This is a genomic window from Pseudomonas sp. S2_B07, assembly GCF_054668435.1.
Map to the genome: position 1 here is coordinate 4974213 of NZ_CP162769.1, position 24783 is coordinate 4998995.

The window sequence follows — 24783 nt, forward strand, 5'->3', positions numbered from 1 at the left end:
TTATGGCGTTATTTGTCCGCTCAAATGATCCGGTTAACCGAATCGACTGCAAGGTCACGTTCGGAAAACCGAACGTGTTGAACTCCGTGCCAGACCGGCAAGCAATCAAATACGAATAACAGGTGCGACGGGGCGCACATCCGTTTCGTGCAGATACACCCATTGGACGTGGTCGTGCTGAACACGCAGGATCGCGAGCGAGATGCGCGACGTTTCGACGTCATTCAGACGATGGGTTTCCTTGTAGCGCAGCGCCACGGTCACGCCTTCGTGCCAGACCGTGTGCAGATCGCTGATCATGATCTCAAGGCCTTTTCGGGCGCCGACCGCGCCTTTGAACAGCTGCTCGACCTGAACGTGTCCGATCACTGCAGCTGAAGTGGTGACCATGCTGAAGTGCTCGGCAAAGACCTCCATCAGCGGTGTAAGGGTCGCTTCACCGGCACCGTCTTCATCGGTAAACACGCGATGAATCAGTTCATGGACGTGATGAATACTGTGGTGTGCTTGTTCAACCAGGTTGTTGTTCATGGCATTCCTTTGGAGGGTTCAATTGGCTCATCTGAAACAGCGGGAACAACCCGATCAGCGCCGCAATCGCAAACGTCGCGTGGTAGGCCGCCGTGATGTCGAGCTGCTTGAGCAGGAGGTTGAAGATCATCAGAAACAGCGCGGCACCGAAGCTGAAGGACATCTGTCGGTTGATGTTCCAGATCACACTGGCCTTGTGTGTATCGCCCCCGGCAAAGTCCATCAGTGAAGTGGTCTGCGCGGTGTTGGCGCCGATGCCGCCGCCGATCCCCATCAGGCTGTACGCGATGACGATTACCCAGAGATCCGATGGCGCATTCACCAGCATCAGCGTGGCGATGCCAGCGCTGTGCAGCAGCATGCCGAGGGTGAACAAGCGTTTGGCGCCGATCCGGTTGTAGACTCGACCGCAAATGGTCATCGCGATGAACGCGCCGATGGCGTAGAGAATCATGAACATTCCGGTCAGCCTGGCGCTGAACTGCAGGGTGTTCTGCAGGAAGAAAATGCTCATCAGGTTGACCCCGGTGAACACACCGGGAATCGCGTAATAGATGAAGATCGAGGTACTGAGCTTTTTACTTTTGAGCAGGCTCAGTTCGATGATCGCGTTGCCGCAACGGCGGTAGTGCCGCAAGTACAAAGCGATGAACATCAGGCCTGCCATTACACAGGCCAGCGCCGCCAGCGCCGGGTAGTCGCCGCCGTACAGCGACATGCCCATCAACAAACTGGCGAGTGCAGCGCTGACCAGCAACAGACCTTTGATATCCGGACGTGGCAGACTGCTCGGTTTGGTCTCCTTGATCCAGAACCACGACAGCCCGGCGGCGATCAGCGAAAACGGAATGTTGCTGTAGAACACCCAGCGCCAGGAGCTGCTGTCGACGATGATCCCGCCCACGGTCGGCGAAATCGCCGGCGCGATCAGTGCGACAGCCATCACCAGCGTGGAAATCTTCGCCCGCTGCTCGCCCTGAAACAGGTTGAAGGTCAGCGCCTGGCCGACCGGGATCAACAAGCCACCGCCAACCCCTTGCACGAAACGCCAGATAACCAGTTCGTGGAAGCTGTCGGCCAATCCACACATCCATACCGATCCTGTAAACACCAGCATCGATGCGGTGAGCATTTCCCGGCTGCCAAAACGTCCGGCCAGCCAGGTGCTCACCGGAATGATCAACGTCAAACCGAGAATGTAAGCATTGGCGACCCATGCCACGGAAGCAGTACTGACTTTTAAAGTTGCCGATATACTTGGCAATGCCACGGCGGACATGAATATATTGATGCAGTCAATAAAGAAGCCGATCAGAAAAATGAGCGCGATTTTATAGCGATAGTTCATGGTGTATCCCCTTTGCCGTGCAGCATAGGGGCGATAGACTTGAAGTGTCGATATGACGATGCTTAAAACAGTGTTTGACAGGATTTAACAGTGAGCCATATCACCATGCACTCTCATCTTAATCGGGTTCAGACATTTCTCGCGGTGGTCGATTTTGGTTCTTTTACCAAGGCTGCGAATTACCTGTGTATCAGCAAGGCCATGGCCAGCCTGCATGTCAAGGCGCTGGAGGAGGTGCTGTCTGCGACCTTGTTGATCCGCAATACGCGCACTATATCTCTGACTGAAATAGGTCAGGATTTTTATGAAGAGTTCAAGAGGATTGTCGCGGATATCGATAATGCCTTTGATCATGTATTGGAAGGCAATAATCGGGTGTCCGGAAAGTTACGTATAAGTTCAACCAGTGAATACGGTGAGAAGTTTATTCTCCCGCTGATACCGTTGTTCTCTGAGCGTTATCCGGAAATCCGATTGTGTTATAACTTCAACTCTTCCCTGAATGATCTGGTCGCCGAAAAGCTCGATCTGGTTATCCGGCTGGGCAACTTGGCAGACTCGGCATTCAAGAGTCGCAAGCTGGCGGACTATGAAATTGTACTGGTGGCCACGGAAACGTTTCTCGCTCGTTATCCTGTGCATGAACCACAGGACCTGAGCGCTGTGCCGTGGATCGCCAACAGCAATCTGCAGGGGCCAACGCAGTGGGTTTTTCGCGACGGCGAAGGGCTGAATGTCGAGATTGGAGGGACCAGCCATTTTGAATCGAACTCCTCTACGGCCATTCGCTCGATGACATTGTCGTCGCTGGGCGTGTCGGTCTTGCCGGCGTGGGTGGTCGAAGAGGACATCGCCGACGGGCGTCTGGTGCGGTTGTTGCCGGCGTATTCGCTGCCTTCGCAATCGATCAGCGTGGTGTTCCCCAATACCGCGCATCTGCCGCACAAATCACGGGCCTTTATTGATTTTCTACTGTTGCACCTGGCGAGCTGAACACCCTCAGCAAAAAAGCCCCCGAATCTCAGGATTCAGGGGCTTTCGTTTAAGCCGCCAAAAAATCAGGCCGCTTCAATCTTGCTGCGGTTCTGTTCGACCTTGCTCAGGTAATCCGCCAGCTTCTGCTGTTCCGCCGGGGTGGTGAACAACCCGAGCTTGCTGCGGCGCCACAAGATGTCATGCGCGGTGGTCGCCCACTCATCGCTGCACAGGTAATCGACTTCGCGGGTATAGAGGCCGCCGCCGATGTGTTCACCCATGTCGCTCAGGTTCTGTATGCCTTCGAGCATGCGCCAGGTGCGGCTGCCGTAAGTCGTGGCCCAGCGGCGGGCGATTTCGGTCGGTACCCAGTCATACTTGTCGCGAATCAGGGCGCACAAGGCTTGCGGGGTGGTCATGTCTTCGCCGCCCGGCAGCGTGGCGGTGGCGGTCCAGCTTGGCTTGATGTGCGTGAAGTACGGCGCCAGTTGTGCCAGCGCCGATTCGGCCAGTTTGCGGTAGGTGGTCAGCTTGCCGCCGAACACCGACAGCAATGGTGCTTCTTCGCCAGTGCCCGACAGCGCCAGGGTGTAGTCGCGGGTGACGGCCGACGGGTTGTCGGATTCGTCGTTGCACAGTGGGCGCACACCGGAATAGCTGTGGAGGATATCGTCGCGGCTGATCTGCTTCTTGAAGTGGGCGTTGACCACTTTGAGCAGGTAATCGGTTTCGCCTTCGGTGATTGCCACTTTGGCGGGATCGCCGGTGTACTCACGGTCGGTGGTGCCGATCAGGGTGAAGTGGTTCAGGTACGGAATGGTGAAGACGATGCGCTGATCTTCGTTTTGCAGAATGTGCGCGTGTTCGCCTTCGTACAGCTTCGGCACGATCAGGTGGCTGCCCTGGATCAGGCGGATGCCGTACGGCGATTCCATCTTCAGGTCGTCACGAATGAACTTGGCCACCCATGGGCCGGCCGCATTCACCAGGGCCTTGGCGCGGATCGAAAACAGGCTGCCATCGGCGCGTTCCAGGTGCAGGTGCCACAGGCCTTTGGTGCGGCGAGCGCTGACACAACGGGTCTGGGTGTGAACGTGGGCGCCTTTTTCGCGGGCGGCCATGGCGTTCAGCACAACGAGGCGCGCGTCATCGACCCAGCAATCGGAGTATTCGAAGCCTTTGGTGATTTCGCTTTTCAGTGCGCTGTCCGCACCGAACTTGAGGCTTTTCGAGCCTGCCAGTTTTTCCCGTTTGCCGAGGTGGTCATACAGGAACAGGCCGGCGCGAATCATCCACGCCGGGCGCAAGTGCGGGCGATGCGGCAACACGAAGCGCATCTGCTTGACGATGTGCGGCGCCTTGGCCAGCAACACTTCGCGTTCGGCAAGGGCTTCGCGCACCAGGCGGAATTCGTAATGTTCGAGGTAGCGCAGGCCGCCGTGGATCAGCTTGCTGCTGGCTGAGGACGTGTGGCTGGCCAGGTCGTCCTTTTCACAAAGGAACACCGAAAGACCGCGGCCGGCGGCATCCGCTGCAATCCCTACGCCATTGATCCCGCCACCGATGACGGCGATGTCGTAGACCTCAGCGAGAGGGGGCGTAGGCAAGGTAGAAGTGGGCATCGGCTGGCCTCGGTGCTTGTATTATGTATTTGAATTCGAACATTAATGTTCATTTGCGAAAATGGTAGCCCATAAAGACGCCCACAGCCAGCTAACTTCGATTGAAAAAACTGATCGAAGGGCGGTTAAAGGAAAATTTTCGAACATTCGCGCACAGATCGTTCCCACGCTCTGCGTGGGAATGCATCAAAAGACGCTCTGCGTCGGCGTTGAGGTGAGACGGGCATTCCCACGCGGAGCGTGGGAATGATCTGTTGCGGAGAGGGTTAAACGACTTCGAGTCGAATCTTGTGCTGACTCAACAATTGCGCCAACGCCGGCACTGGCTGCTGATCGGTGACCAGGCAATCGATCAGGCTGATCGGCCCCAGGCGAATCATGGCGTTGCGCCCGAATTTGCTGGAGTCCGCCGCCAGAATCACTTTCCGCGCATTGGCGATGATCGCCTGCGACACCCGCACTTCCTGATAATCGAAATCCAGCAGGCTACCGTCTTCATCGATGCCGCTGATGCCCACCAGCGCGAAGTCGACTTTGAACTGGTTGATAAAGTCGACACTCGCCTGACCGACCACACCGCCGTCGCGCCGCACGTTGCCACCGGTCAGCAGAACGTCGAAGTCGTCCTTGGCGCTGAGCATCGAGGCCACGTGCAGGTTGTTGGTGATGATTTTCAGGTGATTGTGGTTGAGCAGCGCCCGGGCAATCGATTCGGTGGTGGTACCGATATTGATGAACAACGAGGCGTGATCGGGTATCTGGGCGGCAATGGCTTCGCCGATGCGCTGTTTTTCATCGCGCATCTGATCGGCGCGCATGGCGTAGGCAGTGTTTTCGACACTGGAATCGTAGGCCGCGCCGCCATGGTAGCGACGCAACAGATTGGCTTCCGCCAGCTGATTGATATCGCGGCGGATGGTTTGCGGTGTGACGACGAACAGCGTGGCCATTTCCTCGATACTGACGTAGCCGCGTTCGCGAACCAGTTCGAGGATTTGCTGCTGACGGGGAGGCAGATTCATGGGGCTTCCTTTGGGCTGCCGTGCAAAATTTGCCCATGATGCCGCAGGAATCCGCTCCCGACCAGTTACAACCTACTGTGAACCTGTTGTTGGCTTATTCAGCGCCTTCATGGGGTTCCCAATCGCGGGTGCGGCTGACGGCTTTTTTCCAGCCAGCGTAGAGTTTTTCCTTCGCGGCTTCGTCCAGGGTCGGTTCGAATTCGCGCTCGATCACGGCCTTGCCGCGCAGTTCTTCCAGGCTGCCCCAGAAGCCACACGCCAGACCGGCCAGGTAAGCGGCGCCGAGTGCCGTGGTTTCACGCATTTGCGGACGTTCAACGTGAGTGCCGAGGATGTCGGCCTGGAATTGCATCAGGAAGTTGTTGGCTACCGCACCACCGTCCACGCGCAGGGCTTTGAGGCGTTCGCCGGAATCCTGTTGCATGGCGTCGAGCACGTCGCGGGTCTGGTAGGCAATCGACTCCAGGGCAGCACGAATGATGTGATCCACGCGCACACCGCGGGTCAGGCCGAACAGGGCGCCACGGGCATACGGGTCCCAGTACGGCGCGCCCAGGCCGGTGAAGGCCGGCACCAGGTATACGCCGTTGCTGTCCTTGACCTTGTTGGCGAAGTATTCGGTGTCGTGGGCGTCATTGATGATTTTCAGTTCATCACGCAGCCACTGAACCGTGGAGCCGCCGTTGAATACCGCGCCTTCCAGCGCATACGCCACTTCGCCGCGAGGGCCGCAGGCGATGGTGGTCAGCATGCCGTGCTTGGACTTCACCGCTTTGTCGCCAGTGTTCATCAGCAGGAAGCAACCGGTGCCGTAGGTGTTTTTCGCCTGGCCTGGCTCGACGCACATCTGGCCGAACAGCGCGGCTTGCTGGTCACCGGCGATACCGCCGATGGCGATGCCGCTTTTGGTGTGACCATAGATTTCGGACGAGGATTTAACTTCCGGCAGCATTTCGCGCGGAATATCCAGCACCTCCAGCATCTTCGCGTCCCACTCCAGGGTGTGGATGTTGAAGAGCAGGGTGCGCGAGGCGTTGGTGTAGTCGGTGACGTGGACTTTGCCGCCGGTAAATTTCCAGATCAGCCAGCTGTCGACGGTGCCGAACAGCAGCTCGCCGTTACGCGCACGCTCGCGGCTGCCTTCGACGTTGTCGAGGATCCACTTGAGCTTGGTACCGGAGAAGTACGGGTCAGTGACCAGGCCCGTGGTGTCGCTGATGTATTGCTCGTGACCGTCACGCTTGAGCTGCTGGCAGATCTCGGTGCTGCGGCGGCACTGCCAGACGATCGCGTTGTAGATCGGGCGGCCGGTGGTCTTGTCCCAGACCACGGTGGTTTCGCGCTGGTTGGTGATACCGATGGCTGCGACCTGATCGTGATGCAGGCCGGCTTGTGCCAGGGCCTCGACCATCACGGCGCTTTGGGTGGCGAAGATTTCCATCGGGTCATGTTCGACCCAGCCGGCTTGCGGGTAATGCTGGGCGAATTCGCGTTGGGCGGTGCAGACCACGTTCGCATCGCGGTCGAAAATGATCGCGCGCGAGCTGGTCGTACCCTGATCGAGGGCAATGATGTAGTTCTTATTCTGAGTGTCGGTCATGTCGATTGCCTTGGACGAAAAAAGGGAGTGAGGTCAGGCGCGCGCCACAGGGGCAGGGTCACGCGCCTACGGTATCAAGAAGTTCTTGGTTTGCCGTCAATGGCCGGTGTTGCTTCCTTTGTAGCAGGTGTGGCGCTGGGCAGATGGCGGGCAATCAGCCCGCGATAGGCGGCAGCGCCGAGGCAGGCACCGACAATCGGTGCAAAAACAGGAATCAGGAAGTACGGGATATCACGCCCGCCGGTGAAGGAAATTTCACCCCAGCCGGCGAAGAAAGTCATCAACTTCGGTCCGAAATCACGCGCAGGGTTCATCGCGAAGCCGGTCAACGGGCCCATCGAGCTGCCAATCACCGCAATCAGCAGGCCGATCAGCAGCGGTGCCATCGGACCGTTGGGCAGGCCGTTGTTGTCATCGGTCAGGGACATGATCACGCCCATCAGGATCGCGGTGATGATCACTTCCACCAGGAACGCCTGGGCCGTGGTCAGGGCTGGATTGGGGAAGGTCGAGAACACCGACGCCAATTCCAGGCTGGCCTGAGTGCCGCGGACCATATGGTGGGTTTGTTCGAAATCGAAGAAGAGATTGCTGTACAGCGTGTAGACCAGCAGTGCGCCGCAAAAGGCGCCTGCCACTTGGGCAAGGATATAAAACGGCAATTTACGCTTTTCGAAGTCCGCGAAAATGCTCAGCGCAATGCTCACGGCAGGATTGAGGTGCGCCCCGGAAACCCCGGCGGTCAGGTAGATTGCCATGCTGACGCCGACGCCCCAGATGATGCTGATTTCCCACAAGCCAAAGCTGGCACCCGCGACCTTGAGCGCGGCAACACAACCGGTGCCGAAAAAGATAAGCAGGGCAGTGCCCAGAAACTCGGCCATGCATTGGCTCGAGAGCGACGGTTGTTGTAAAGCAGTTGTCATTGAAAACCTCAATTGTTTTTGTTGTCTGGCGCTTTTTTCATCATGGTCCAAGCGCGATTTCCACCAAGGCAGGATCCCCATCCTGGACTTGGTTTACTGCCGGGTGCTGCTGTAGGACTTTTCGTGCTGTATTCAGATTCGAAAAAATATAGACAAGAAACACTGCTGTCAAAGGTCGAAAGTGAACTGTCGGTCACAATCCAACTATTAGTCAGGTGAATGATCGTATTGTTCACGCAGTGGTTCCTGCGCGGACGAACGGTAAAAGTCGGCGCCAGCCCTTTAAAACAGGGCCGCAATAGAGCCTTTTGCGAGGCAATGTCCTAGAATCCAGCGCAGGATTTTTCTACTGCCGCCCAGTCTGGAGCTGTCATGACCCCCGCATTGGATTTGTTGAAAAAAGTTCGAGCCGAACATCGCGTGCACAGTTACGAACATGATCCAAAGGCCGCGTCCTATGGGTTGGAGGCCGCAGAGAAGCTTGGGCTCGATCCGGCGCAGGTGTTCAAGACCTTGCTGGCGGCCAGTGAAAAAGGTGAATTGCTGGTGGCGGTGGTACCGGTCGTCGGGAGTCTGGACTTGAAGCATCTGGCGCATGCGGCGGGCGTGAAAAAAGTCGAAATGGCTGATCCGGCGGCTGCACAGCGAGCGACGGGTTATCTGCTGGGCGGAATCAGTCCGTTGGGGCAGAAGAAGCGTTTGCGTACTTTCATCGATAACTCGGCTCAGCCTTTCGCCAGTATTTTTGTCAGTGCGGGGCGACGTGGTCTGGAAGTGGAATTGGCGCCAGCGGTGCTGGCCGAACATACCCAAGCCAAGTTCGCCGATATCAGTCGCGTCTGATTGAGGCTTATCCAGACGGGTCTGTATGGTGGAAATTCGGCTTCTCTGTCACTGGTGTGAGTCAGCCTGGCGCGGCATGCTGGGGGATCTGACAAAGGGAGAAGGTCATGCAGCTTGAATTTCACCAGGTCGACGCGTTCAGTGATCGGCCGTTCAGTGGCAACCCGGCGATGGTCTATCGACTCGATGCCTGGCTCGCCGATGAGTTGATGCAGAAAATCGCCGCCGAACACAATCTCGCCGAAACCGCCTTTGTGGTGCGTGAAGGGCAGGGCTGGCACATCCGCTGGTTTACCCCGACCACCGAGGTGCCGTTGTGCGGCCATGCGACGCTGGCCAGCGCCTATGTGTTGTTTGAGATCTATAAAGAACCTGCCGAACGCCTGGACTTCATTTGCAAGTCCGGCCCGTTGAGCGTGAGCCGCGAAGGTGGGCGTTTATGGTTGGACTTCCCGGCGATCACGCCTTCGGAGGTCGGCGTCACTCTGGACGTCGAGCGCGCCTTGGGGGTCGAAGTGGTCGATGTGCTGGGGTCAAACGAGTTGTTTGTGGTGTTGGAGTCAGAACAGGCTGTGCTCGATTGCCAGCCAGACATGCTCGCATTGGCGAAGCTGCCGTGGCCCGGGGCTATCGTGACCGCCAAAGGCAGCAAGCATGATTTTGTCTCTCGCTATTTCGCGCCAGCGATTGGTATCAACGAAGACCCGGTGACCGGCTCGACCCATTGCAGCCTGATTCCGTATTGGTCGAAACGGCTGGGTAAATCGGCCCTGACCGCGTATCAGTGTTCGAAACGGGGTGGGGAGTTGTTCTGCCGGCTGGAAGGTGATCGGGTGAAGATTGGCGGCAATGCGACGCTCGTTGCGAGCGGCACACTGATATTGGCTTAACGCAAAACACCTGTAGGAGTAAGCCTGCTCGCGATGGCGGTATATCAGTCGACATCTTCGTTGACTGACATACCGCCATCGCGAGCAGGCTTACTCCTACAGGTGGTCCGTATGTATCAGTTGGCGTTGCTGTAGCGGCGCACACCCGATTCGACGGCCGGAATCTGCGCGGCAACGCTGCCGGACGCCTGGAACAACACCAGGTGATCAGCCGCCACACGAATGCCGACGTCAGCACCGACCTGATGATCAGCATGGCTCGGGAAAATCGATTCCAGCTGCGCCCCGGTTGGCATCTGCAACCGATACAACGTCGACGCGCCCTGGAAGGACTTGCCGACAATTCGCGCCTTCAACGGGCTGTCCGGGGCATAGACGATATCGTCCGGGCGTAGCAACACGTCCACCGCGCCGCCCATCGGCCAGGTGTAAGCCCGATTGCCGCGCAATTCACCCAGCTCGGTCAGTACCGATTCCGGGCTGCTCAACTGGCCACGAATGAAGTAACCCTGGCCAATGAAGCTGGCCACAAACGGTGTCTGCGGTTCGTGATACAGGTTGTAAGGCGTGTCCCACTGTTCCAGCCGACCTTCCTTGAACACACCGACATGATCGCTGACCGCGAACGCCTCTTCCTGGTCGTGGGTCACCAGAATCGCGCTGGTGCCACGGGCCTTGAGAATGTCGCGCACTTCATGGCTGAGCTTGCGTCGCAGCTCGCCATCAAGGTTGGAGAACGGTTCGTCGAGCAACAGCAGTTGGGGTTCCGGCGCCAGTGCACGGGCCAGTGCAACACGTTGCTGCTGGCCGCCGGACAGTTCATGCGGGAAGCGCTTGCCGAGGTTCTTCAGGTTGACCAGTTCCAGCAGCTCTTCGGTCACGCGCTCCTTTTGCGGATGCTTGCGGATCCCGAAGGCGATGTTCTCGGCCACGCTCAAATGCGGGAACAGAGCGTAGTCCTGAAACACCATGCCGATCCGGCGTTTCTCCGGGGCGAGGGTAAAACCGGCGCGGGAAATGGTCTCGCCGGCCAAGGTGATTTCACCTTCGTGCACCGGTTCGAAACCGGCGATCGCCCGCAACGTGGTGGTTTTGCCGCAGCCCGAAGAGCCGAGCAGGCAACCGATGTCACCGGCATTCAAATGCAGGTTGAGGTTCTGCACGACCCGCTGGTCTTGATAGCCGCAGGCGAGGTTACGCAGGTTAAGCAGTAATGGCTGGCTCATGCGTGGTGATACGAAGGCGGGACGAGAAATTCGAGCAGGGCCTTTTGCGCGTGAAGACGGTTTTCGGCTTGATCCCAGGCGACCGAGCGTTTGTCGTCGAGCAGGTCGACGCTGATCTCTTCGCCGCGGTGGGCCGGCAGGCAATGCATGAAGAGCACGTCGTCCGCAGCCAGGTCGAGCAGCGCGCGATTGACCTGGTAGGGCGCAAACAGCTTCAGGCGCTTGGCGGTTTCTTCTTCCTGGCCCATGGAGGTCCAGACGTCGGTACTCACCAGGTGAGCGCCGCGCACGGCTTCCTTTGGATCGCGGACGATGGTCACGCGATCGCCGGCCTTGGCCACGAAATCAGGGTTGGGCTCGTAACCTTCAGGGCAGGCAATGCGCAGCTGGAAGTCGAACTGGATCGCCGCTTCTATATAGCTGTTGCACATGTTGTTGCCGTCGCCGATCCAGGCCACGGTCTTGCCCTGGATCGAACCGCGATGTTCGAGGAAGGTTTGCATGTCGGCCAGCAACTGGCACGGGTGCAGGTCATCGGACAGGCCGTTGATCACCGGCACGCGGGAGTTGGCCGCGAATTCAGTCAGGGTGCTGTGGGCAAAGGTCCGGATCATCACCGCGTCGAGCATGCTCGACATGACAATCGCGCAGTCGCCGATCGGCTCGCCACGGCCCAGTTGCGTGTCGCGCGGCGACAGGAAGATCGCCTGGCCGCCGAGCTGGATCATGCCGGCTTCGAATGAGATCCGGGTTCGGGTCGAGGACTTCTCGAAAATCATCCCCAGGACGCGGTTTTTCAGAGGCTCGAACAGTACGCCGCGGTTACGCAGGTCCTTGAGCTCAACGCCTCGACGGATCACGCTGACCAGCTCTTCGGGCGTGCAATCCATCAGGGAGAGAAAGTGCCTTGCGCTCATCATTGACTACCTTTTTGCTACAAACCGCAGATGCTCAAAGCCTTGTTTAACGGAACAACGGGCGAGACCTGCGGCGTAAGCCGCACGGGGCGACGAAATAGGGGAAGGCGCGATCTTATAATTAAATGTCGCGTCTTACCAATAGGGGGCTCATTTTTACCGCTTCGAAAGGTTGCAGCGCTGCAACCGTTCGATGCAAGCGAAGGTTGTTTGATCCTCGTCGCTCAGCATTTGTACACGGTGCCGAAGCGGGTATGCAACCACCCCTTTGTTCAGGCTCGCGCATTGAGCGCGTGCTTCTGCCCGGGGGCTATGCGCCGAAGATGGCTTGTTTTCTCAAGGGTTACGTTGTCTGTTGTTAGGGTTTTGCGTGCGGGAATCAGGCGGCACTCAGGTAATCTGCGCCTCATTGCGTAAAGTCGACTGAATCTAGTCAGACACTCCCAAGGAGGGACCCCGCTGTATGTCGATCAATAAAACCGGATACGCAGGCCTGACACGACTTCGCCGGGTCTCTCCGGCGTTTGATACGGCAGTGCTGTCCACGGTCATGGGCTTCGCGATCATCGCCAGCACGATTTACCCCGGCGTTCCGAGCGCTGTGGTGGGGGCCATCGTCGGTGCTTTTATTGGCGTGAAGAATTTCAAGGGCGACACGAGTGCAGATTGATTCGAGGAATGCCTCGCCAGTCAGTGAGGTGTGTCTTCATCTCCGAGCTTTCTCGGTGTCTGGCCTGAAACACTTGCTAATGCAAAGTGCTGGGTTATAACTACCTGACGAGTGACGCAGGAAGCCTTCGAAATGGAATCGAAAGAACAGCTGTTAATGGATTTACTCGGCCTCACGGCCCGCTCCCTGACCCACCTCACCGCCTCAATGACCTCGATGTGCTTCGAGCTGATGCGCAGCGAAGACGAAGTGACCAACGCCGCCGGTCGACGAATGATTGATCGCATGGCAACCATCAGCACCGGGCTCGACGAGCATTGGCGACTGATCGGCGAGCTCACCGGCGTGCATGTTCCCCAGGAACAAGTCGAAACCCTTCAGGAACTCCAGTTACAGGCGGCACCCGGTTTGCCGCCGAACTGAGTGCAAACGGCCATCGGCTGGCCTGATGGGCGCCGATTCACAAGACGAACGTCGCTGGCGCAGGAGCGTGTCTGGCGCCATAGTTTTGATCCCGCGGCCGCTATTGCCCGCTCAGAACAAGACAGAGACTGGCCATGACCAAGACTCTCCATCACCGTGCCTGCCACTTGTGTGAAGCCATTTGCGGCCTGACCCTCGAAACCACTGAAGCCGACGGCGCGGTGCAGATCACCTCGATCAAGGGCGATCCGCTGGATACGTTCAGCCGTGGGCACATCTGCCCCAAGGCGGTGGCCCTGCAAGATATTCAGAACGATCCGGATCGTCTGCGTCAGCCGATGCTGCGAGTGGGCAGCGAATGGCAACCTATCGCGTGGGAAGACGCCTTCAGCCTGGTAGCCGAACGCCTCGCAGCGATTCAGGAGCGTCACGGGCAGAACGCGGTGGCGGTGTACCAAGGCAACCCCAGCGTGCACAACTACGGGTTGATGACCCACAGCAATTATTTCCTGGGGCTGCTGAAAACCCGTAACCGTTTTTCCGCGACGTCCGTCGATCAGTTGCCGCATCACCTGACCAGTCATTTGATGTACGGCCATGGATTGTTGTTGCCGATTCCGGACATCGATCACACCGATTTCATGCTGATCCTGGGCGGTAACCCGCTGGCGTCCAACGGCAGCATCATGACCGTGCCGGATGTGGAAAAGCGCTTGAAGGCGATTCAGGCCCGGGGCGGCAAAGTGGTGGTGGTCGATCCGCGTCGCAGCGAAACCGCCGCGATGGCCGATCAGCACCTGTTCGTGCGTCCCGGTGGCGATGCGGCGTTGTTGTTCGGGCTGCTCAATACCTTGTTCGCTGAAAACCTGACGCGTGAGAGTCATTTGCCGGTCGACGGTCTGGATGACGTGCGCCAGGCCATCGCCACGTTCACCGCCGAAGCCATGAGCCCGTTGTGCGCCGTACCGGCCGAACAGATCCGCCAACTGGCGCGGGATTTTGCGGCGGCGCCGACCGCGGTGTGTTACGGCCGCATGGGCGTCTCGACCCAAGCATTCGGTACGCTGTGCCATTGGCTGGTGCAATTGATCAATCTGGTCACCGGCAACCTTGATAGCGTCGGCGGTGCGTTGTGCACCGAGCCGGCGGTGGACCTGGTGGCGTCGACTTCGGGCGGGCATTTCAATCGGTGGCAAAGCCGTGTGTCCGCACGTCCGGAATACGCCGGCGAGTTGCCGGTATCGGCGCTGGCTGAAGAAATGCTCACCGAAGGGGAAGGGCAGGTTCGCGCCCTGATCACCGTCGCTGGCAATCCGGTGCTGTCGACACCCAATGGCCGGCAACTGGAACAAGCGCTGGATGGTCTGGAATTCATGGTCAGCGTCGACCTGTACATCAATGAAACCACGCGCTATGCCGACCTGATTCTGCCCTCGACCTCGGCGCTGGAAAACGATCACTACGACACGACGTTCAACATGTTCGCGGTACGCAACGTGACGCGTTTCAACCGGGCGATTCTGGCCAAGCCGGAAGGTGCGTTGCATGACTGGGAGATCTTTGTCGGCCTGGCCAAGGCGTTTGCGGCGAAGACTGGCAAAGAACTGAAACCGACGATTGCGCCCGCGCAAATGATCGACCTTGGCTTGCGGATGGGGCTGTATGGCGATGCGTCGGAACACAAACTGTCGCTGGCCACCTTGTTCGACCATCCGCATGGGGTCGACCTGGGCGCGTTGAAATCCAACCTCGCGCCACGTTTGAAAACCGCCAATCAGCGAGTGCAGGCAGCGCCGCCGGCGATCCTTGCCGACCTCGCACGTTTCGCCGCACTACAAGCACCGGCCGCTGATCAGTTGCTGATGATTGGCCGCCGTCATGTGCGCAGCAACAACTCGTGGATGCACAACTATCAGCGCCTGGTGAAGGGCAAACCACGTCATCAATTGCTGATGCACCCCGACGACCTGTCCAGTCGCGGACTCAGCGACGGGCAGCGCGTGCGGGTGAGTTCGAGGGTGGGCATGATTGAAGTGGAAGTGGTCGCCAGCCTGGACATGATGAAAGGCGTGGTCAGCCTGCCGCACGGCTGGGGGCATGCGCGGCCGGGTGTGCAGATGACGATTGCCAGTGGCCAGCCGGGATCCAGCGCCAATGACCTGACCGATGAATGTCTGCTCGACGAGTTGTCGGGGAATGCGGCGTTGAACGGCGTGCCGGTCACCGTGGCGGCGGCGTGATCGTGTCTGTCGGGGAGACCGAGCATGGCGCTCGGGTTTCCGTTACAATGCGCCACCGTGCCGACCTCTGAGTCGGAAAGTTCAGCCGAGGTGCTCCATGGATATCATCGAAACGATTAAAGAGCAGATTGCTAACAACACCATTCTGCTTTACATGAAAGGTTCGCCGAATGCCCCGCAGTGTGGCTTCTCCGCGAAAGCCGCGCAGGCCGTGATGGCATGTGGCGAAAAGTTTGCGTACGTGGACATCCTGCAGAACCCGGAAATCCGCGCCAACCTGCCAAAATACGCCAACTGGCCAACCTTCCCGCAACTGTGGGTCGGTGGTGAGCTGGTCGGCGGTAGCGACATCATGACTGAAATGGCTGCTGACGGTTCGTTGCAGACCACGATCAAAGCCGCTGTTGAAGCGGCCGCTGCCAACAAGACCGAAGCTTGATTCGGTATTTGTAGGCAATAAAAAAGCCCCGCCTCTTTAAAAGAGTGCGGGGCTTTTTAATGTCTCGAGTTTAGCGGGCGCTCACTTACTCGTCTTCGCCCATCTGCGATTGCAGGTAGTTCTCAAGACCGACTTTATCGATCAGGCCCAGTTGGGTTTCCAGCCAGTCGATATGTTCTTCTTCGGATTCGAGAATGTCTTCGAGCAGTTCACGGCTACCGAAGTCACCGACCGTTTCGCAATGAGCGATGGCGACTTTCAGATCGGCATGGCCAGTGCGCTCGATACGCAGGTCGCACTCAAGCATTTCCTTGGTGTGCTCGCCGATGTGCAGCTTGCCCAGGTCCTGGACGTTCGGCAGGCCTTCAAGGAACAGGATGCGCTTGATCAGCTTGTCCGCGTGCTTCATCTCATCGATGGATTCGTGGTACTCGTGCTTGCCCAGCTTGTTCAGGCCCCAATCTTCATACATGCGCGCATGCAAGAAGTATTGATTGATCGCGACCAGCTCATTGGCAAGGATCTTGTTGAGATGCTGGATGACTGTAACGTCGCCTTTCATGATGGGGTCCTGCCCTGAGTAGCTGTCAATAAGGCTGAGTTTGAGCTGCGTATGTAAGGGTGTCAAACCTAAGTTATTGAAACTTATATGAAAATTAATCTGAATAAGAATGTTTGTGTTCCGCGTCTGGAGCGTAAGCGATTGATTTTCAGACATAAAAAAACCGGACATCAAGTCCGGTTCTTTGAAACAGGGGCTTTACGCGGCAGTAAATTCTACCGGGAAAGGAATGGCTGCCTGGGCCGATTGCAATTTGGTCAGGGTTTCGCGAACCACTTCCTTTGCAAGGCAGGCGCATTTGCCGCATTGGCTGGCTACGCCGGTGGCCTGACGGACTTCCTTATAGCTGCAGCAACCTTCATAGATTGCATCGCGGATTTGACCGTCGGTGACGCCAGTGCAGAGGCAGACATACATAAGAAAAAACCGTCGCTGGTTGTGACTCAATTGCGATGGATCTTAATGTTAACGAGAATGATTGTCAAAGTGGTTTCTGAAAGCTTTGCGATATAAGCGGGCGTGACCGACGAACGGTTTTCAATCAGGCAATCTGCCAGTAACGGTCATTACGGCAATTTTGCTCCTCCTGAAAAAAACCGTTGAGGACAGCCTAAAAACGCCGTGTATGATGGTCGGTCCTTCGAAGGGGATCGTGTCACAGGGCTGTCGCCTGAGGGTGGCAGGCTGATGCGAATCCAGTTCTTCACGTTAATAGACCAGGAGATATCCAATGAGCGTACTCGTAGGCAAACAAGCCCCGGACTTCACCGTTCCAGCCGTCCTCGGCACTGGCGAAATCGTAGACAGCTTCACCCTGTCGTCGGCCATCAAAGGCAAATACGGCCTGGTGTTCTTCTACCCACTGGACTTCACCTTCGTTTGCCCGTCCGAGCTGATCGCTCTGGACAACCGCATGGCTGACTTCAAGTCCCGCAACGTTGAAGTGGTTGCCGTGTCGATCGACTCGCACTTCACCCACAACGCCTGGCGCAACACCCCGGTGAACAATGGCGGTATCGGCCAGGTTCGCTACACCATGGCTGCCGACATCAAGCAGGAAATCATGAAGGCCTACGACGTTCAGTCCGCTGACGGCGTGGCTTTCCGTGGCGCGTTCCTGATCGACGACAAAGGCGTTGTCCGTTCGCAGATCATCAACGACCTGCCGCTGGGCCGTAACATGGAAGAGCTGATCCGTCTGGTCGACGCTCTGCAATTCCACGAAGAGCACGGCGAAGTTTGCCCTGCCAACTGGAAAAAAGGCGACAAGGGCATGAACGCTTCGCCAGAAGGCGTTGCTGCTTACCTGACCGAGCACGCTGCGGCGCTGTAAGCCCAAGCGTCAGGCATAAAAAAACCGGCCTCAGTGGCCGGTTTTTTTATGCGCGGGATTCATCAGCGACAGATCAGTCGTTGAAATCTTCCCAGCCGCCCATTTGTTTCCAGCGATTGACGATGCCGCAGAACAGCTCTGCCGTCTTCTCGGTGTCATAACGAGCCGAGTGGGCCTCGCGACCGTCGAAGTCGATATCCGCTGCCTGGCAGGCCTTGGCCAGCACGGTCTGACCGTAGGCCAGGCCGGCAAGGGTCGCGGTGTCGAAGCTGGAGAACGGATGAAACGGGTTACGTTTCATGTCCAGGCGTGCGACGGCTGCGTTGAGGAAGCCCAAATCGAAGCTGCTGTTGTGGCCGACCAGAATCGCCCGTTTGCAGCCGTTGGCTTTCAGGGCCTTGCGGATGCCGCGGAAAATATCGGTCAGCGCCGCTTCTTCACTCACGGCCATGCGCAGCGGGTGATCGAGTTTGATTCCGGTGAATTCCAGCGCCGCTGCTTCGATGTTTGCGCCTTCAAAAGGCTCTACACGGAAGAAGTAGGTGTGATCGGGGTACACAAACCCTTTTTCGTCCATGGCGATGGTGGTTGCAGCAATTTCCAGCAGGGCGTCGGTGGCCGAGTTGAAACCACCGGTTTCTACGTCGACGACGACCGGCAGGTAGCCACGGAATCTGGCTGCCATTGGATGACGAGGACCGCCTCCACCGCCTTGACCGTCCTGTTCGTCGTCGAAATGGTCTTCACTCACGCGTGTTCCTCCAGCAGGCGCCAGCGCAGTTTTTCACCGGCGCGCAGCGGGATAACGGTCAACTCGCCAAATGGCAGGCTGGTTGGGGCGGTCCACTCATCGCGGACCAGGGTAATGCGGTCGGTGTTCGCTGGCAGGCCATAGAAACGCGGGCCGTTGAGGCTGGCGAAGGCTTCGAGCTTGTCCAGCGCGTTGCGCTGTTCGAACGCTTCGGCGTACATCTCGATGGCCGCATACGCGGTGTAGCAACCGGCGCAGCCACACACGGCTTCTTTGGCGTGCTGGGCATGGGGGGCCGAGTCGGTGCCCAGGAAGAACTTTTCGCTGCCGCTGGTGGCGGCGTCGAGCAGGGCTTCCTGGTGTGTATTGCGCTTGAGAATCGGCAGGCAATAGAAGTGCGGCCGAATCCCGCCCACCAGCATGTGGTTGCGGTTGTACAGCAGGTGATGCGCGGTGATGGTTGCGCCGACGTTGGCCGAAGCCTCGTTGACGAACTGCACGGCATCGGCGGTGGTGATGTGTTCGAACACCACTTTAAGCGTCGGGAAACGCTCGACCACACGGCGCATGTGCTCATCGATGAAGATTTTTTCGCGGTCGAACACGTCGACATCGCCACGGGTGACTTCACCGTGAATCAGCAACGGCATCCCGACTTCGGCCATGGCCTCGAGCGCAGGGAAGATCTTGTCGATGCTGGTGACGCCAGAATCCGAGTTGGTGGTCGCGCCGGCCGGGTACAGCTTGGCGGCGTACACGAAACCGCTGGCCTTGGCCTCGCGAATTTCTTCGGGCTGGGTGCGGTCGGTCAGGTAAAGCACCATCAACGGTTCGAAGCGACTGCCGGCCGGGCGTGCAGCAAGGATTCGCTGGCGATAGCCGTCGGCTTCAGCGGCGTTACGCACCGGAGGTACCAGGTTGGGCATGATGATGGCGCGACCAAAGGTGCGCGCAACATCCGCAACGGTATTGGTCAACACGGCACCATCGCGAAGATGAATGTGCCAGTCGTCGGGACGCAGCAGGGTCAGGCGGTCGGACATGAGGGGATTCCAGGCGGGTCAAACTCAGGGGAATGCTACCGGAAAAGACTCTTGCAGGCACTCGCTATCAAGTTTTACAGGAACCTACCGATATGAATCAGGTATGCCGGAAACATGCGTGTGTCGGTCTTTTTGTTGTAGAAGCCAGTGGAGCCTCCCGTGCGCCAGCGTTATTTAGCCTTGCTCAGCGTGTTTGCCAGCCTTCCTGCGATGGCGCTCACTTTCCAGACGCGTCTGGAGAGCATCGAGTGGACGGTCGAAGGTGACAAGTTCGAATGCCGCCTGACTCAGCCGATCACCGATTTCGGGTCGGGTGAATTCGTACGCCGTGCCGGTGAGCAGGCGATATTTCGTCTGAACACCTACAACGCGATGATTGGGGGCGGTTCGGCAACCTTGCTGGCGGCCGCCGCGCCGTGGCAACCAGGGCGTGGCGACATCAATCTGGGTTTGGTACGCCTGGGCAGCGGTAATGTGCTGTTCAACAGCTCGCAAGCTCAGGCCGGGCGCTTGATCAGTGGCTTGATCGATGGCCGCAGTCCAGTGATCCGGCATGCCTCAGGTGATGGCAGGGTCTCGGAGGTACGGCTGTTGCCGGTCAAGTTCAGCAAGGCGTTCAATGATTACCAAAGCTGCGTGGCGAAACTGCTGCCGAAGAATTTCGAACAGGTCAAACAGTCCGAAATCACCTTCACGGGTGCTGAAGGCATCGATCTCGATGCGCATGCCAAGGCGCAGTTGCAAGTGATGCTGGAGTTCATGAAGGCTGATCCATCGGTCAATCACATCGAGCTCGACGGGCACTCCGACAACAGCGGCAATCGTCTGGCCAACCGTGAACTGTCACGCCGGCGTGCATTGGCGGTGATGGATTACTTCAAGGCCAACGGCATTCAGGAATCGCAGATCACCATGCGCTTCCACGGCGAGCGTTACCCTTTAGCGCCCAACACCAACGCCGCCAACCGCGCGAAGAACCGCCGGGTTGCCGTGCGTCTGGAACGCGTCGCGCCGACGGAGAAAGTCGCGCCTCAAGGGGCGACACCGGGAAGCGCTGCGACGACCTCCTGAGCCTGCTGAAATCGTCGCCCGATCGACAGAATCTGTCGCTTCGTCGTCATAAGCTGTCGCGACACTGTAAATTATTTCGTATGACCGGTAGACTTCACGGCTTTCCGTAGAACCCCGTGGAGTGATGGCATGGCGGACGTAAACAAGGTCGTTCTGGCGTATTCCGGCGGCCTGGACACTTCGGTGATCCTCAAGTGGCTGCAGGATACTTATAACTGTGAAGTGGTGACCTTCACCGCTGACCTGGGTCAGGGCGAAGAGGTCGAACCTGCGCGCGCCAAGGCACAGGCCATGGGCGTCAAAGAGATCTACATCGACGACTTGCGCGAAGAATTCGTGCGTGATTTCGTTTTCCCGATGTTCCGCGCCAACACCGTTTACGAAGGCGAGTACCTGCTGGGTACTTCCATCGCTCGTCCGTTGATCGCCAAACGCCTGATCGAAATCGCCAACGAAACCGGTGCTGACGCCATTTCCCACGGTGCCACCGGCAAGGGCAATGACCAGGTTCGTTTCGAACTGGGCGCGTACGCCTTGAAGCCAGGTGTGAAAGTGATCGCTCCGTGGCGCGAATGGGACCTGCTGTCCCGTGAAAAGCTGATGGATTACGCTGAAAAGCACAACATCCCGATCGAGCGTCACGGCAAGAAAAAATCCCCGTACTCGATGGATGCCAACCTGCTGCACATCTCCTATGAAGGCGGCGTGCTGGAAGACACCTGGACCGAGCACGAAGAAGATATGTGGAAATGGACCGTCTCCCCGGAGAACGCTCCAGACAAACCGCAATACCTGGAACTGACCTACCGTAACGGCGACATCGTCGCACTGGACGGCGTCGAAATGACCCCGGCCACCGTGCTGGCGACCCTGAACCGTATCGGTGGTGAACACGGTATCGGCCGTCTCGACATCGTCGAGAACCGTTACGTGGGCATGAAGTCCCGTGGTTGCTACGAAACGCCTGGTGGCACCATCATGCTGCGCGCTCACCGTGCGATCGAATCGATCACCCTGGACCGCGAAGTGGCTCACCTCAAAGACGAGCTGATGCCGAAATACGCCAGCCTGATCTACACCGGTTACTGGTGGAGCCCTGAGCGTCTGATGTTGCAACAGATGATCGATGCGTCCCAGGCCCACGTGAACGGCGTTGTTCGCCTGAAGCTGTACAAGGGCAACGTGATCGTGACCGGTCGCAAGTCTGACGAATCGTTGTTCGACGCCAATATCGCGACCTTCGAAGAAGACGGTGGTGCTTACAACCAGGCCGACGCAGCGGGCTTCATCAAGCTCAACGCCCTGCGTATGCGCATTGCCGCGAACAAAGGCCGCAAGCTGTTCTGAGACCTTTGCCGTTGGTAATAGAAGTGTGGCCTTGTCGGTGACAAGGCCACACCTCGTAATGGGGATGTTCTACCTGGCATTCTTCGAGCATTCAGCTTGTTCTTGATGCCTGTTACGCCTTTCTGCTGCTTTTCTCTCCTTTTGCTCTTCAAGAGCTACCTGCCGGTCTCTGCCGGATAAAACGTTTGCCCAATGATTGTCAGCGCTTGAGAGCTCGAATTATAAGCAACGCAGAAGATAGAACCGCTGCGCTTCCTTGTCAGTTTCGAATGCTTGAGCACGCTTTCTTTCAGCGATGTCTCCGAGTCGCCGCACGTGAGAAATACGATCACTTGCGCGAGGTTTTTCTGTGGGGGCTGAATGCTCTCCAGCAGTGAGCTGAACGCTAACGGCTGACCCGTTACGCGCGTATCGACGATGTGCAGATCCTTCAGCCGTTCAGGCAGGCAGACGTAATGCCGGGCCGCAAGATTAGGCATGGAGGCAGTGTTGTCCTTGCGATCAGCGCTTTTCATGACAGCTAAAAAGTGCTCTCCCTTTTCAAAATCAGAAGGCGCGTAAAGCGACCGATAATTGAAGTTAAGGGTCACGAAGAACAGGAAAAGCAAATAAAACGGAAAGCTGATCAGAAACCAGATGTACAGCGCTCGTTCTTCATCGCCGAGAAAGGGCAATGAAAGAGCCGCGGATGCTTCAGACAGTGTCGCGAATATTGCAATGATAGTCATGGGGGTCGTCATTTTTCTTTTGGGTTTCATAATGGTCTTTGCTCATTGTGGTATTAACTTTTGCTCGATGGTTTAAAGGTTTGTTTGTTGGGTTGTTGGAATCTGTTGTGCGAAAGCTGCTGGCAATATAGTTGGGGAATTCTCCGATTTCGAGTTGTATGTTTTAAAGTTTTGGTGAGGTGGCGTAAGTGTTTGAGTGTTGTTTTTTTGTGTGGCATGTTTTGCTGGAAAACATTGTGGGTTGTCTGATTTTTAAGTGTGTCCTGAAATAAGTAATTTGTTGTGCCGGAAGATGATATTTTTTGTGTAAGGTTTTCTATTGAGGGGAGCGTCTTGCCAGTTTTCGAGTGTAGCTGAGTACTGGTTTTTTTGTCGGAGGCGCGCGCGTGATGGATTAATGTTTTTTATTGCCGTAATTCGGTACGGAAAAATGGCCGGAAGGCTGGGTGCGCGAAATTTGATACCGTGCAGGATGCAATTTGTTTTAAGAAATTTGTAGGACCAATCTTTTAAATTTGTAAGAAATGTCTCTGGTTGTGGGTGGCTGAGGGCGGCGGCATGCCATGGATGAAGCGACTAGGCTATTGTGCGGGCTCTAAAAATTCGAACAGCGAAATTGGACTTGCCCATGAATAAAGTGCTGATCGTGGATGATCACCCCGTCATTCGTCTTGCGGTGCGTATGCTAATGGAGCGCCATGGCTACGAAGTCATTGCAGAAACAGATAACGGCGTGGACGCATTACAACTGGCCCGTGAACTAATGCCGGACATTGTCATTCTGGATATTGGAATACCCAAGCTGGATGGGCTGGAGGTCATTGCGCGACTGACATCGACGGCGATGCCACTTAAAGTGCTGATATTGACTTCACAGGCACCGGGGCATTTTTCCATGCGTTGCATGCAGTCGGGGGCTGCTGGCTATGTATGTAAACAACAGGACCTGACTGAGTTGCTCAGTGCAATAAAAGCCGTGCTGTCAGGCTACAGTTACTTTCCGAATCAAGCGTTGCATACCGTGCGGTCAAGTCTTGGCAATGCCAGTGAAGCCGATATGGTGGATCGTTTGTCCGGACGCGAAATGATGGTTTTACAACAGTTGGCCAGAGGAAAGACCAATAAGGAGATTGCCGATGGAATGTTTCTCAGCAATAAAACCGTCAGTACCTACAAAACCCGCCTGTTGTTGAAGCTTAATGCTCGCTCCCTGGTCGACCTGATCGAACTGGCTCAACGCAATGGCCTGGTATAAGTGCCACCCACGTCTGATGACGCCGTGCTCATCAGTGATTGGCGCTTAGTAAAAAGCCTCCGTTTCGGGAGGCTTTTAGGGGTTACAGGTCAAAATCGTAGTCGGCCAATTGCTTTTGCAGTCGGCGCTCCTCCAGCAGGTTGTCGATGGTGCGACGTTTGCTCAGGTTGGTCTTTGCCACTTCTACCACCGGTTCAGCGTCTTCGGCCTCAACGGGTGTGAAGTCGTCTTCTACGTCCAATTGCTCTTTGCCAGTGCTCATAGGTCAACTCCAGGCTAAGACTGCCTTTGGCGCCCCTTATATCGATAATCGCCCGGCGGGTAAAAAAGATTTTTTCAATCGATGCATCAATAATTTTAATAGCGCCTCAATCGTCCGAGGTCTTTTGCTTGTATTCGCATAAGTCCTCGATCCGGCAGCTGCCGCAGCGGGGCTTGCGGGCCAGGCAAACGTAACGCCCGTGAAGGATCAGCCAGTGATGCGAGTCGAGCAGGTATTGCTTGGGTACAAATTTCATCAGTTTCTGCTCAACCTCGACGACATTCTTGCCGGGAGCAATTCCGGTGCGGTTGCTGACCCGGAAGATATGGGTGTCCACGGCCATGGTCAGTTGGCGAAAGGCGGTATTGAGCACCACGTTCGCCGTCTTGCGGCCGACGCCCGGGAGCGCTTCCAGTTCCTCGCGGGTTTGCGGGACTTCACCGCCGTGGCGTTCCACCAGCAAGCGACAGGTTTCGATCACGTTTTTCGCTTTGCTGTTAAACAGGCCGATCGTCTTGATGTATTCCGACAGCCCTTCGACGCCGAGCGCGTAGATCGCCGCCGGGGTGTTGGCCACGGGATAGAGTTTGGCGGTGGCCTTGTTGACGCCGACATCGGTCGACTGAGCAGAAAGAATGACGGCAATCAGCAATTCGAAGGGCGACGAATAGGCCAGTTCAGTCTTGGGTTCCGGGTTGTCTTCGTGAAACCGGCGGAAAATTTCCAAACGTTTTGCGGCATTCATGGGCGATGCGTTTC

At 57.1% G+C, this 24783-nt stretch carries 27 protein-coding genes; 11 read left to right on the plus strand and 16 right to left on the minus strand.

Annotated elements, in window-relative coordinates:
* Positions 1 to 105: 105 nt before the first annotated feature.
* Both AB4N43_RS22875 and AB4N43_RS22880 read right to left on the minus strand, forming a co-directional pair.
* Positions 106 to 531, minus strand: a complete 426-nt coding sequence (locus AB4N43_RS22875; RefSeq protein ID WP_194940579.1) for a DUF4440 domain-containing protein — start codon at positions 529 to 531, stop codon at positions 106 to 108.
* On the minus strand, positions 512 to 1879 hold the full coding sequence (locus AB4N43_RS22880; protein WP_059182231.1) for an MFS transporter: 1368 nt from the start codon (positions 1877 to 1879) through the stop codon (positions 512 to 514). Before AB4N43_RS22880 ends, AB4N43_RS22875 begins: the two co-directional genes overlap by 20 nt.
* A gap of 105 nt (positions 1880 to 1984) precedes the next feature.
* Between AB4N43_RS22880 and AB4N43_RS22885 the strand changes: the two genes are divergently transcribed.
* A complete protein-coding gene (locus AB4N43_RS22885) occupies positions 1985 to 2872 on the plus strand; it encodes a LysR family transcriptional regulator (protein ID WP_460154225.1) in 888 nt (295 codons plus the stop codon).
* Between the two features lie 65 nt (positions 2873 to 2937).
* Here AB4N43_RS22885 and glpD read toward each other — a convergent pair whose 3' ends face one another.
* The 5 genes from glpD to AB4N43_RS22910 all read right to left on the minus strand — a co-directional run bounded on the left by glpD (position 2938) and on the right by AB4N43_RS22910 (position 8260).
* A complete protein-coding gene (glpD, locus tag AB4N43_RS22890) occupies positions 2938 to 4476 on the minus strand; it encodes a glycerol-3-phosphate dehydrogenase (protein WP_027922832.1) in 1539 nt (512 codons plus the stop codon).
* Positions 4477 to 4742: 266 nt separating this feature from the next.
* The gene (locus AB4N43_RS22895) at positions 4743 to 5498 is read right to left on the minus strand and encodes a DeoR/GlpR family transcriptional regulator (protein WP_027922833.1); all 756 of its coding nucleotides are present in this window, start codon (positions 5496 to 5498) and stop codon (positions 4743 to 4745) included.
* Positions 5499 to 5592: 94 nt separating this feature from the next.
* Entirely contained in the window at positions 5593 to 7098 is a 1506-nt protein-coding gene (gene glpK / locus AB4N43_RS22900) for a glycerol kinase GlpK (RefSeq protein WP_027922834.1), read from the minus strand.
* A gap of 74 nt (positions 7099 to 7172) precedes the next feature.
* Complete coding sequence (locus tag AB4N43_RS22905) at positions 7173 to 8024, minus strand: MIP/aquaporin family protein (RefSeq protein ID WP_027922835.1); 852 nt, start codon at positions 8022 to 8024, stop codon at positions 7173 to 7175.
* A gap of 8 nt (positions 8025 to 8032) precedes the next feature.
* The gene (locus tag AB4N43_RS22910; RefSeq protein WP_155953711.1) at positions 8033 to 8260 is read right to left on the minus strand and encodes a hypothetical protein; all 228 of its coding nucleotides are present in this window, start codon (positions 8258 to 8260) and stop codon (positions 8033 to 8035) included.
* Between the two features lie 136 nt (positions 8261 to 8396).
* Between AB4N43_RS22910 and ybaK the strand changes: the two genes are divergently transcribed.
* Both ybaK and AB4N43_RS22920 read left to right on the plus strand, forming a co-directional pair.
* Positions 8397 to 8867: a Cys-tRNA(Pro) deacylase gene (ybaK, locus tag AB4N43_RS22915; RefSeq protein WP_027922836.1), complete on the plus strand. Its 471-nt coding sequence runs from the start codon at positions 8397 to 8399 to the stop codon at positions 8865 to 8867.
* Between the two features lie 107 nt (positions 8868 to 8974).
* Positions 8975 to 9757, plus strand: a complete 783-nt coding sequence (locus tag AB4N43_RS22920) for a PhzF family phenazine biosynthesis protein (RefSeq protein ID WP_027922837.1) — start codon at positions 8975 to 8977, stop codon at positions 9755 to 9757.
* 116 nt (positions 9758 to 9873) lie between these two features.
* Here the strand turns inward: AB4N43_RS22920 and AB4N43_RS22925 are convergent, their stop codons facing one another.
* Positions 9874 to 10983, minus strand: coding sequence for an ABC transporter ATP-binding protein (locus AB4N43_RS22925; protein ID WP_027922838.1), 1110 nt, complete (start codon positions 10981 to 10983; stop codon positions 9874 to 9876).
* Entirely contained in the window at positions 10980 to 11900 is a 921-nt protein-coding gene (argF, locus tag AB4N43_RS22930; protein ID WP_059182232.1) for an ornithine carbamoyltransferase, read from the minus strand. The genes AB4N43_RS22925 and argF overlap by 4 nt, the downstream gene beginning before the upstream one ends.
* Positions 11901 to 12363: 463 nt before the next feature.
* Between argF and AB4N43_RS22935 the strand changes: the two genes are divergently transcribed.
* The 4 genes from AB4N43_RS22935 to grxD all read left to right on the plus strand — a co-directional run bounded on the left by AB4N43_RS22935 (position 12364) and on the right by grxD (position 15672).
* Positions 12364 to 12570: a hypothetical protein gene (locus tag AB4N43_RS22935; RefSeq protein ID WP_059182233.1), complete on the plus strand. Its 207-nt coding sequence runs from the start codon at positions 12364 to 12366 to the stop codon at positions 12568 to 12570.
* A 132-nt stretch (positions 12571 to 12702) separates the two neighbouring features.
* Positions 12703 to 12993: a hypothetical protein gene (locus tag AB4N43_RS22940; RefSeq protein ID WP_027922840.1), complete on the plus strand. Its 291-nt coding sequence runs from the start codon at positions 12703 to 12705 to the stop codon at positions 12991 to 12993.
* Positions 12994 to 13127: 134 nt separating this feature from the next.
* A complete protein-coding gene (locus AB4N43_RS22945; RefSeq protein ID WP_194940575.1) occupies positions 13128 to 15233 on the plus strand; it encodes a molybdopterin oxidoreductase family protein in 2106 nt (701 codons plus the stop codon).
* Between the two features lie 97 nt (positions 15234 to 15330).
* A complete protein-coding gene (gene grxD, locus AB4N43_RS22950) occupies positions 15331 to 15672 on the plus strand; it encodes a Grx4 family monothiol glutaredoxin (RefSeq protein WP_007943565.1) in 342 nt (113 codons plus the stop codon).
* An 85-nt stretch (positions 15673 to 15757) separates the two neighbouring features.
* On the opposite strand, the gene bfr is transcribed toward grxD, so the two are convergent.
* Together bfr and AB4N43_RS22960 are read right to left on the minus strand one after the other, a co-directional pair.
* Positions 15758 to 16234, minus strand: coding sequence for a bacterioferritin (gene bfr / locus AB4N43_RS22955; protein WP_027922842.1), 477 nt, complete (start codon positions 16232 to 16234; stop codon positions 15758 to 15760).
* Between the two features lie 198 nt (positions 16235 to 16432).
* The gene (locus AB4N43_RS22960; RefSeq protein ID WP_007943567.1) at positions 16433 to 16651 is read right to left on the minus strand and encodes a bacterioferritin-associated ferredoxin; all 219 of its coding nucleotides are present in this window, start codon (positions 16649 to 16651) and stop codon (positions 16433 to 16435) included.
* A gap of 313 nt (positions 16652 to 16964) precedes the next feature.
* Here AB4N43_RS22960 and AB4N43_RS22965 point away from each other — a divergent pair, with 313 nt between their 5' ends.
* A complete protein-coding gene (locus AB4N43_RS22965; RefSeq protein ID WP_194940574.1) occupies positions 16965 to 17567 on the plus strand; it encodes a peroxiredoxin in 603 nt (200 codons plus the stop codon).
* A gap of 73 nt (positions 17568 to 17640) precedes the next feature.
* Here the strand turns inward: AB4N43_RS22965 and rnt are convergent, their stop codons facing one another.
* Positions 17641 to 18318 carry a ribonuclease T gene (gene rnt, locus AB4N43_RS22970; protein WP_027922845.1) on the minus strand — a complete coding sequence of 226 codons (678 nt, stop codon included), beginning with the start codon at positions 18316 to 18318 and terminating at the stop codon, positions 17641 to 17643.
* Positions 18315 to 19361, minus strand: coding sequence for a dihydroorotase (pyrC, locus tag AB4N43_RS22975; protein ID WP_460151974.1), 1047 nt, complete (start codon positions 19359 to 19361; stop codon positions 18315 to 18317). Before pyrC ends, rnt begins: the two co-directional genes overlap by 4 nt.
* Before the next feature lie 159 nt (positions 19362 to 19520).
* Here pyrC and AB4N43_RS22980 point away from each other — a divergent pair, with 159 nt between their 5' ends.
* The gene (locus AB4N43_RS22980) at positions 19521 to 20432 is read left to right on the plus strand and encodes a flagellar protein MotY (protein ID WP_027922847.1); all 912 of its coding nucleotides are present in this window, start codon (positions 19521 to 19523) and stop codon (positions 20430 to 20432) included.
* Positions 20433 to 20561: 129 nt separating this feature from the next.
* Positions 20562 to 21779: an argininosuccinate synthase gene (locus tag AB4N43_RS22985; protein WP_027922848.1), complete on the plus strand. Its 1218-nt coding sequence runs from the start codon at positions 20562 to 20564 to the stop codon at positions 21777 to 21779.
* 155 nt (positions 21780 to 21934) lie between these two features.
* On the opposite strand, the gene AB4N43_RS22990 is transcribed toward AB4N43_RS22985, so the two are convergent.
* Entirely contained in the window at positions 21935 to 22540 is a 606-nt protein-coding gene (locus AB4N43_RS22990) for a hypothetical protein (RefSeq protein ID WP_194940632.1), read from the minus strand.
* Between the two features lie 595 nt (positions 22541 to 23135).
* On the opposite strand from AB4N43_RS22990, the gene AB4N43_RS22995 reads away from it, so the two are divergent.
* On the plus strand, positions 23136 to 23762 hold the full coding sequence (locus AB4N43_RS22995) for a response regulator transcription factor (protein ID WP_007943575.1): 627 nt from the start codon (positions 23136 to 23138) through the stop codon (positions 23760 to 23762).
* Positions 23763 to 23844: 82 nt separating this feature from the next.
* Here AB4N43_RS22995 and AB4N43_RS23000 read toward each other — a convergent pair whose 3' ends face one another.
* Both AB4N43_RS23000 and nth read right to left on the minus strand, forming a co-directional pair.
* Entirely contained in the window at positions 23845 to 24024 is a 180-nt protein-coding gene (locus AB4N43_RS23000; protein WP_059182237.1) for a PA3496 family putative envelope integrity protein, read from the minus strand.
* Positions 24025 to 24130: 106 nt separating this feature from the next.
* On the minus strand, positions 24131 to 24769 hold the full coding sequence (nth, locus tag AB4N43_RS23005; RefSeq protein WP_027922850.1) for an endonuclease III: 639 nt from the start codon (positions 24767 to 24769) through the stop codon (positions 24131 to 24133).
* Positions 24770 to 24783 lie beyond the last annotated feature (14 nt).

Excerpts from the sequence above, each read along its gene's own strand:
- AB4N43_RS22875 (WP_194940579.1), bottom strand. The coding sequence starts at position 531 with ATGAACAACAACCTGGTTGAACAAGCACACCACAGTATTCATCACGTC.
- AB4N43_RS22880 (WP_059182231.1), bottom strand. The coding sequence starts at position 1,879 with ATGAACTATCGCTATAAAATCGCGCTCATTTTTCTGATCGGCTTCTTT.
- AB4N43_RS22885 (WP_460154225.1), top strand. The coding sequence starts at position 1,985 with ATGCACTCTCATCTTAATCGGGTTCAGACATTTCTCGCGGTGGTCGAT.
- glpD (WP_027922832.1), bottom strand. The coding sequence starts at position 4,476 with ATGCCCACTTCTACCTTGCCTACGCCCCCTCTCGCTGAGGTCTACGAC.
- AB4N43_RS22895 (WP_027922833.1), bottom strand. The coding sequence starts at position 5,498 with ATGAATCTGCCTCCCCGTCAGCAGCAAATCCTCGAACTGGTTCGCGAA.
- glpK (WP_027922834.1), bottom strand. The coding sequence starts at position 7,098 with ATGACCGACACTCAGAATAAGAACTACATCATTGCCCTCGATCAGGGT.
- AB4N43_RS22905 (WP_027922835.1), bottom strand. The coding sequence starts at position 8,024 with ATGACAACTGCTTTACAACAACCGTCGCTCTCGAGCCAATGCATGGCC.
- ybaK (WP_027922836.1), top strand. The coding sequence starts at position 8,397 with ATGACCCCCGCATTGGATTTGTTGAAAAAAGTTCGAGCCGAACATCGC.
- AB4N43_RS22920 (WP_027922837.1), top strand. The coding sequence starts at position 8,975 with ATGCAGCTTGAATTTCACCAGGTCGACGCGTTCAGTGATCGGCCGTTC.
- AB4N43_RS22925 (WP_027922838.1), bottom strand. The coding sequence starts at position 10,983 with ATGAGCCAGCCATTACTGCTTAACCTGCGTAACCTCGCCTGCGGCTAT.
- argF (WP_059182232.1), bottom strand. The coding sequence starts at position 11,900 with ATGAGCGCAAGGCACTTTCTCTCCCTGATGGATTGCACGCCCGAAGAG.
- AB4N43_RS22935 (WP_059182233.1), top strand. The coding sequence starts at position 12,364 with ATGTCGATCAATAAAACCGGATACGCAGGCCTGACACGACTTCGCCGG.
- AB4N43_RS22940 (WP_027922840.1), top strand. The coding sequence starts at position 12,703 with ATGGAATCGAAAGAACAGCTGTTAATGGATTTACTCGGCCTCACGGCC.
- AB4N43_RS22945 (WP_194940575.1), top strand. The coding sequence starts at position 13,128 with ATGACCAAGACTCTCCATCACCGTGCCTGCCACTTGTGTGAAGCCATT.
- grxD (WP_007943565.1), top strand. The coding sequence starts at position 15,331 with ATGGATATCATCGAAACGATTAAAGAGCAGATTGCTAACAACACCATT.
- bfr (WP_027922842.1), bottom strand. The coding sequence starts at position 16,234 with ATGAAAGGCGACGTTACAGTCATCCAGCATCTCAACAAGATCCTTGCC.
- AB4N43_RS22960 (WP_007943567.1), bottom strand. The coding sequence starts at position 16,651 with ATGTATGTCTGCCTCTGCACTGGCGTCACCGACGGTCAAATCCGCGAT.
- AB4N43_RS22965 (WP_194940574.1), top strand. The coding sequence starts at position 16,965 with ATGAGCGTACTCGTAGGCAAACAAGCCCCGGACTTCACCGTTCCAGCC.
- pyrC (WP_460151974.1), bottom strand. The coding sequence starts at position 19,361 with ATGTCCGACCGCCTGACCCTGCTGCGTCCCGACGACTGGCACATTCAT.
- AB4N43_RS22985 (WP_027922848.1), top strand. The coding sequence starts at position 20,562 with ATGGCGGACGTAAACAAGGTCGTTCTGGCGTATTCCGGCGGCCTGGAC.
- AB4N43_RS22995 (WP_007943575.1), top strand. The coding sequence starts at position 23,136 with ATGAATAAAGTGCTGATCGTGGATGATCACCCCGTCATTCGTCTTGCG.
- AB4N43_RS23000 (WP_059182237.1), bottom strand. The coding sequence starts at position 24,024 with ATGAGCACTGGCAAAGAGCAATTGGACGTAGAAGACGACTTCACACCC.
- nth (WP_027922850.1), bottom strand. The coding sequence starts at position 24,769 with ATGAATGCCGCAAAACGTTTGGAAATTTTCCGCCGGTTTCACGAAGAC.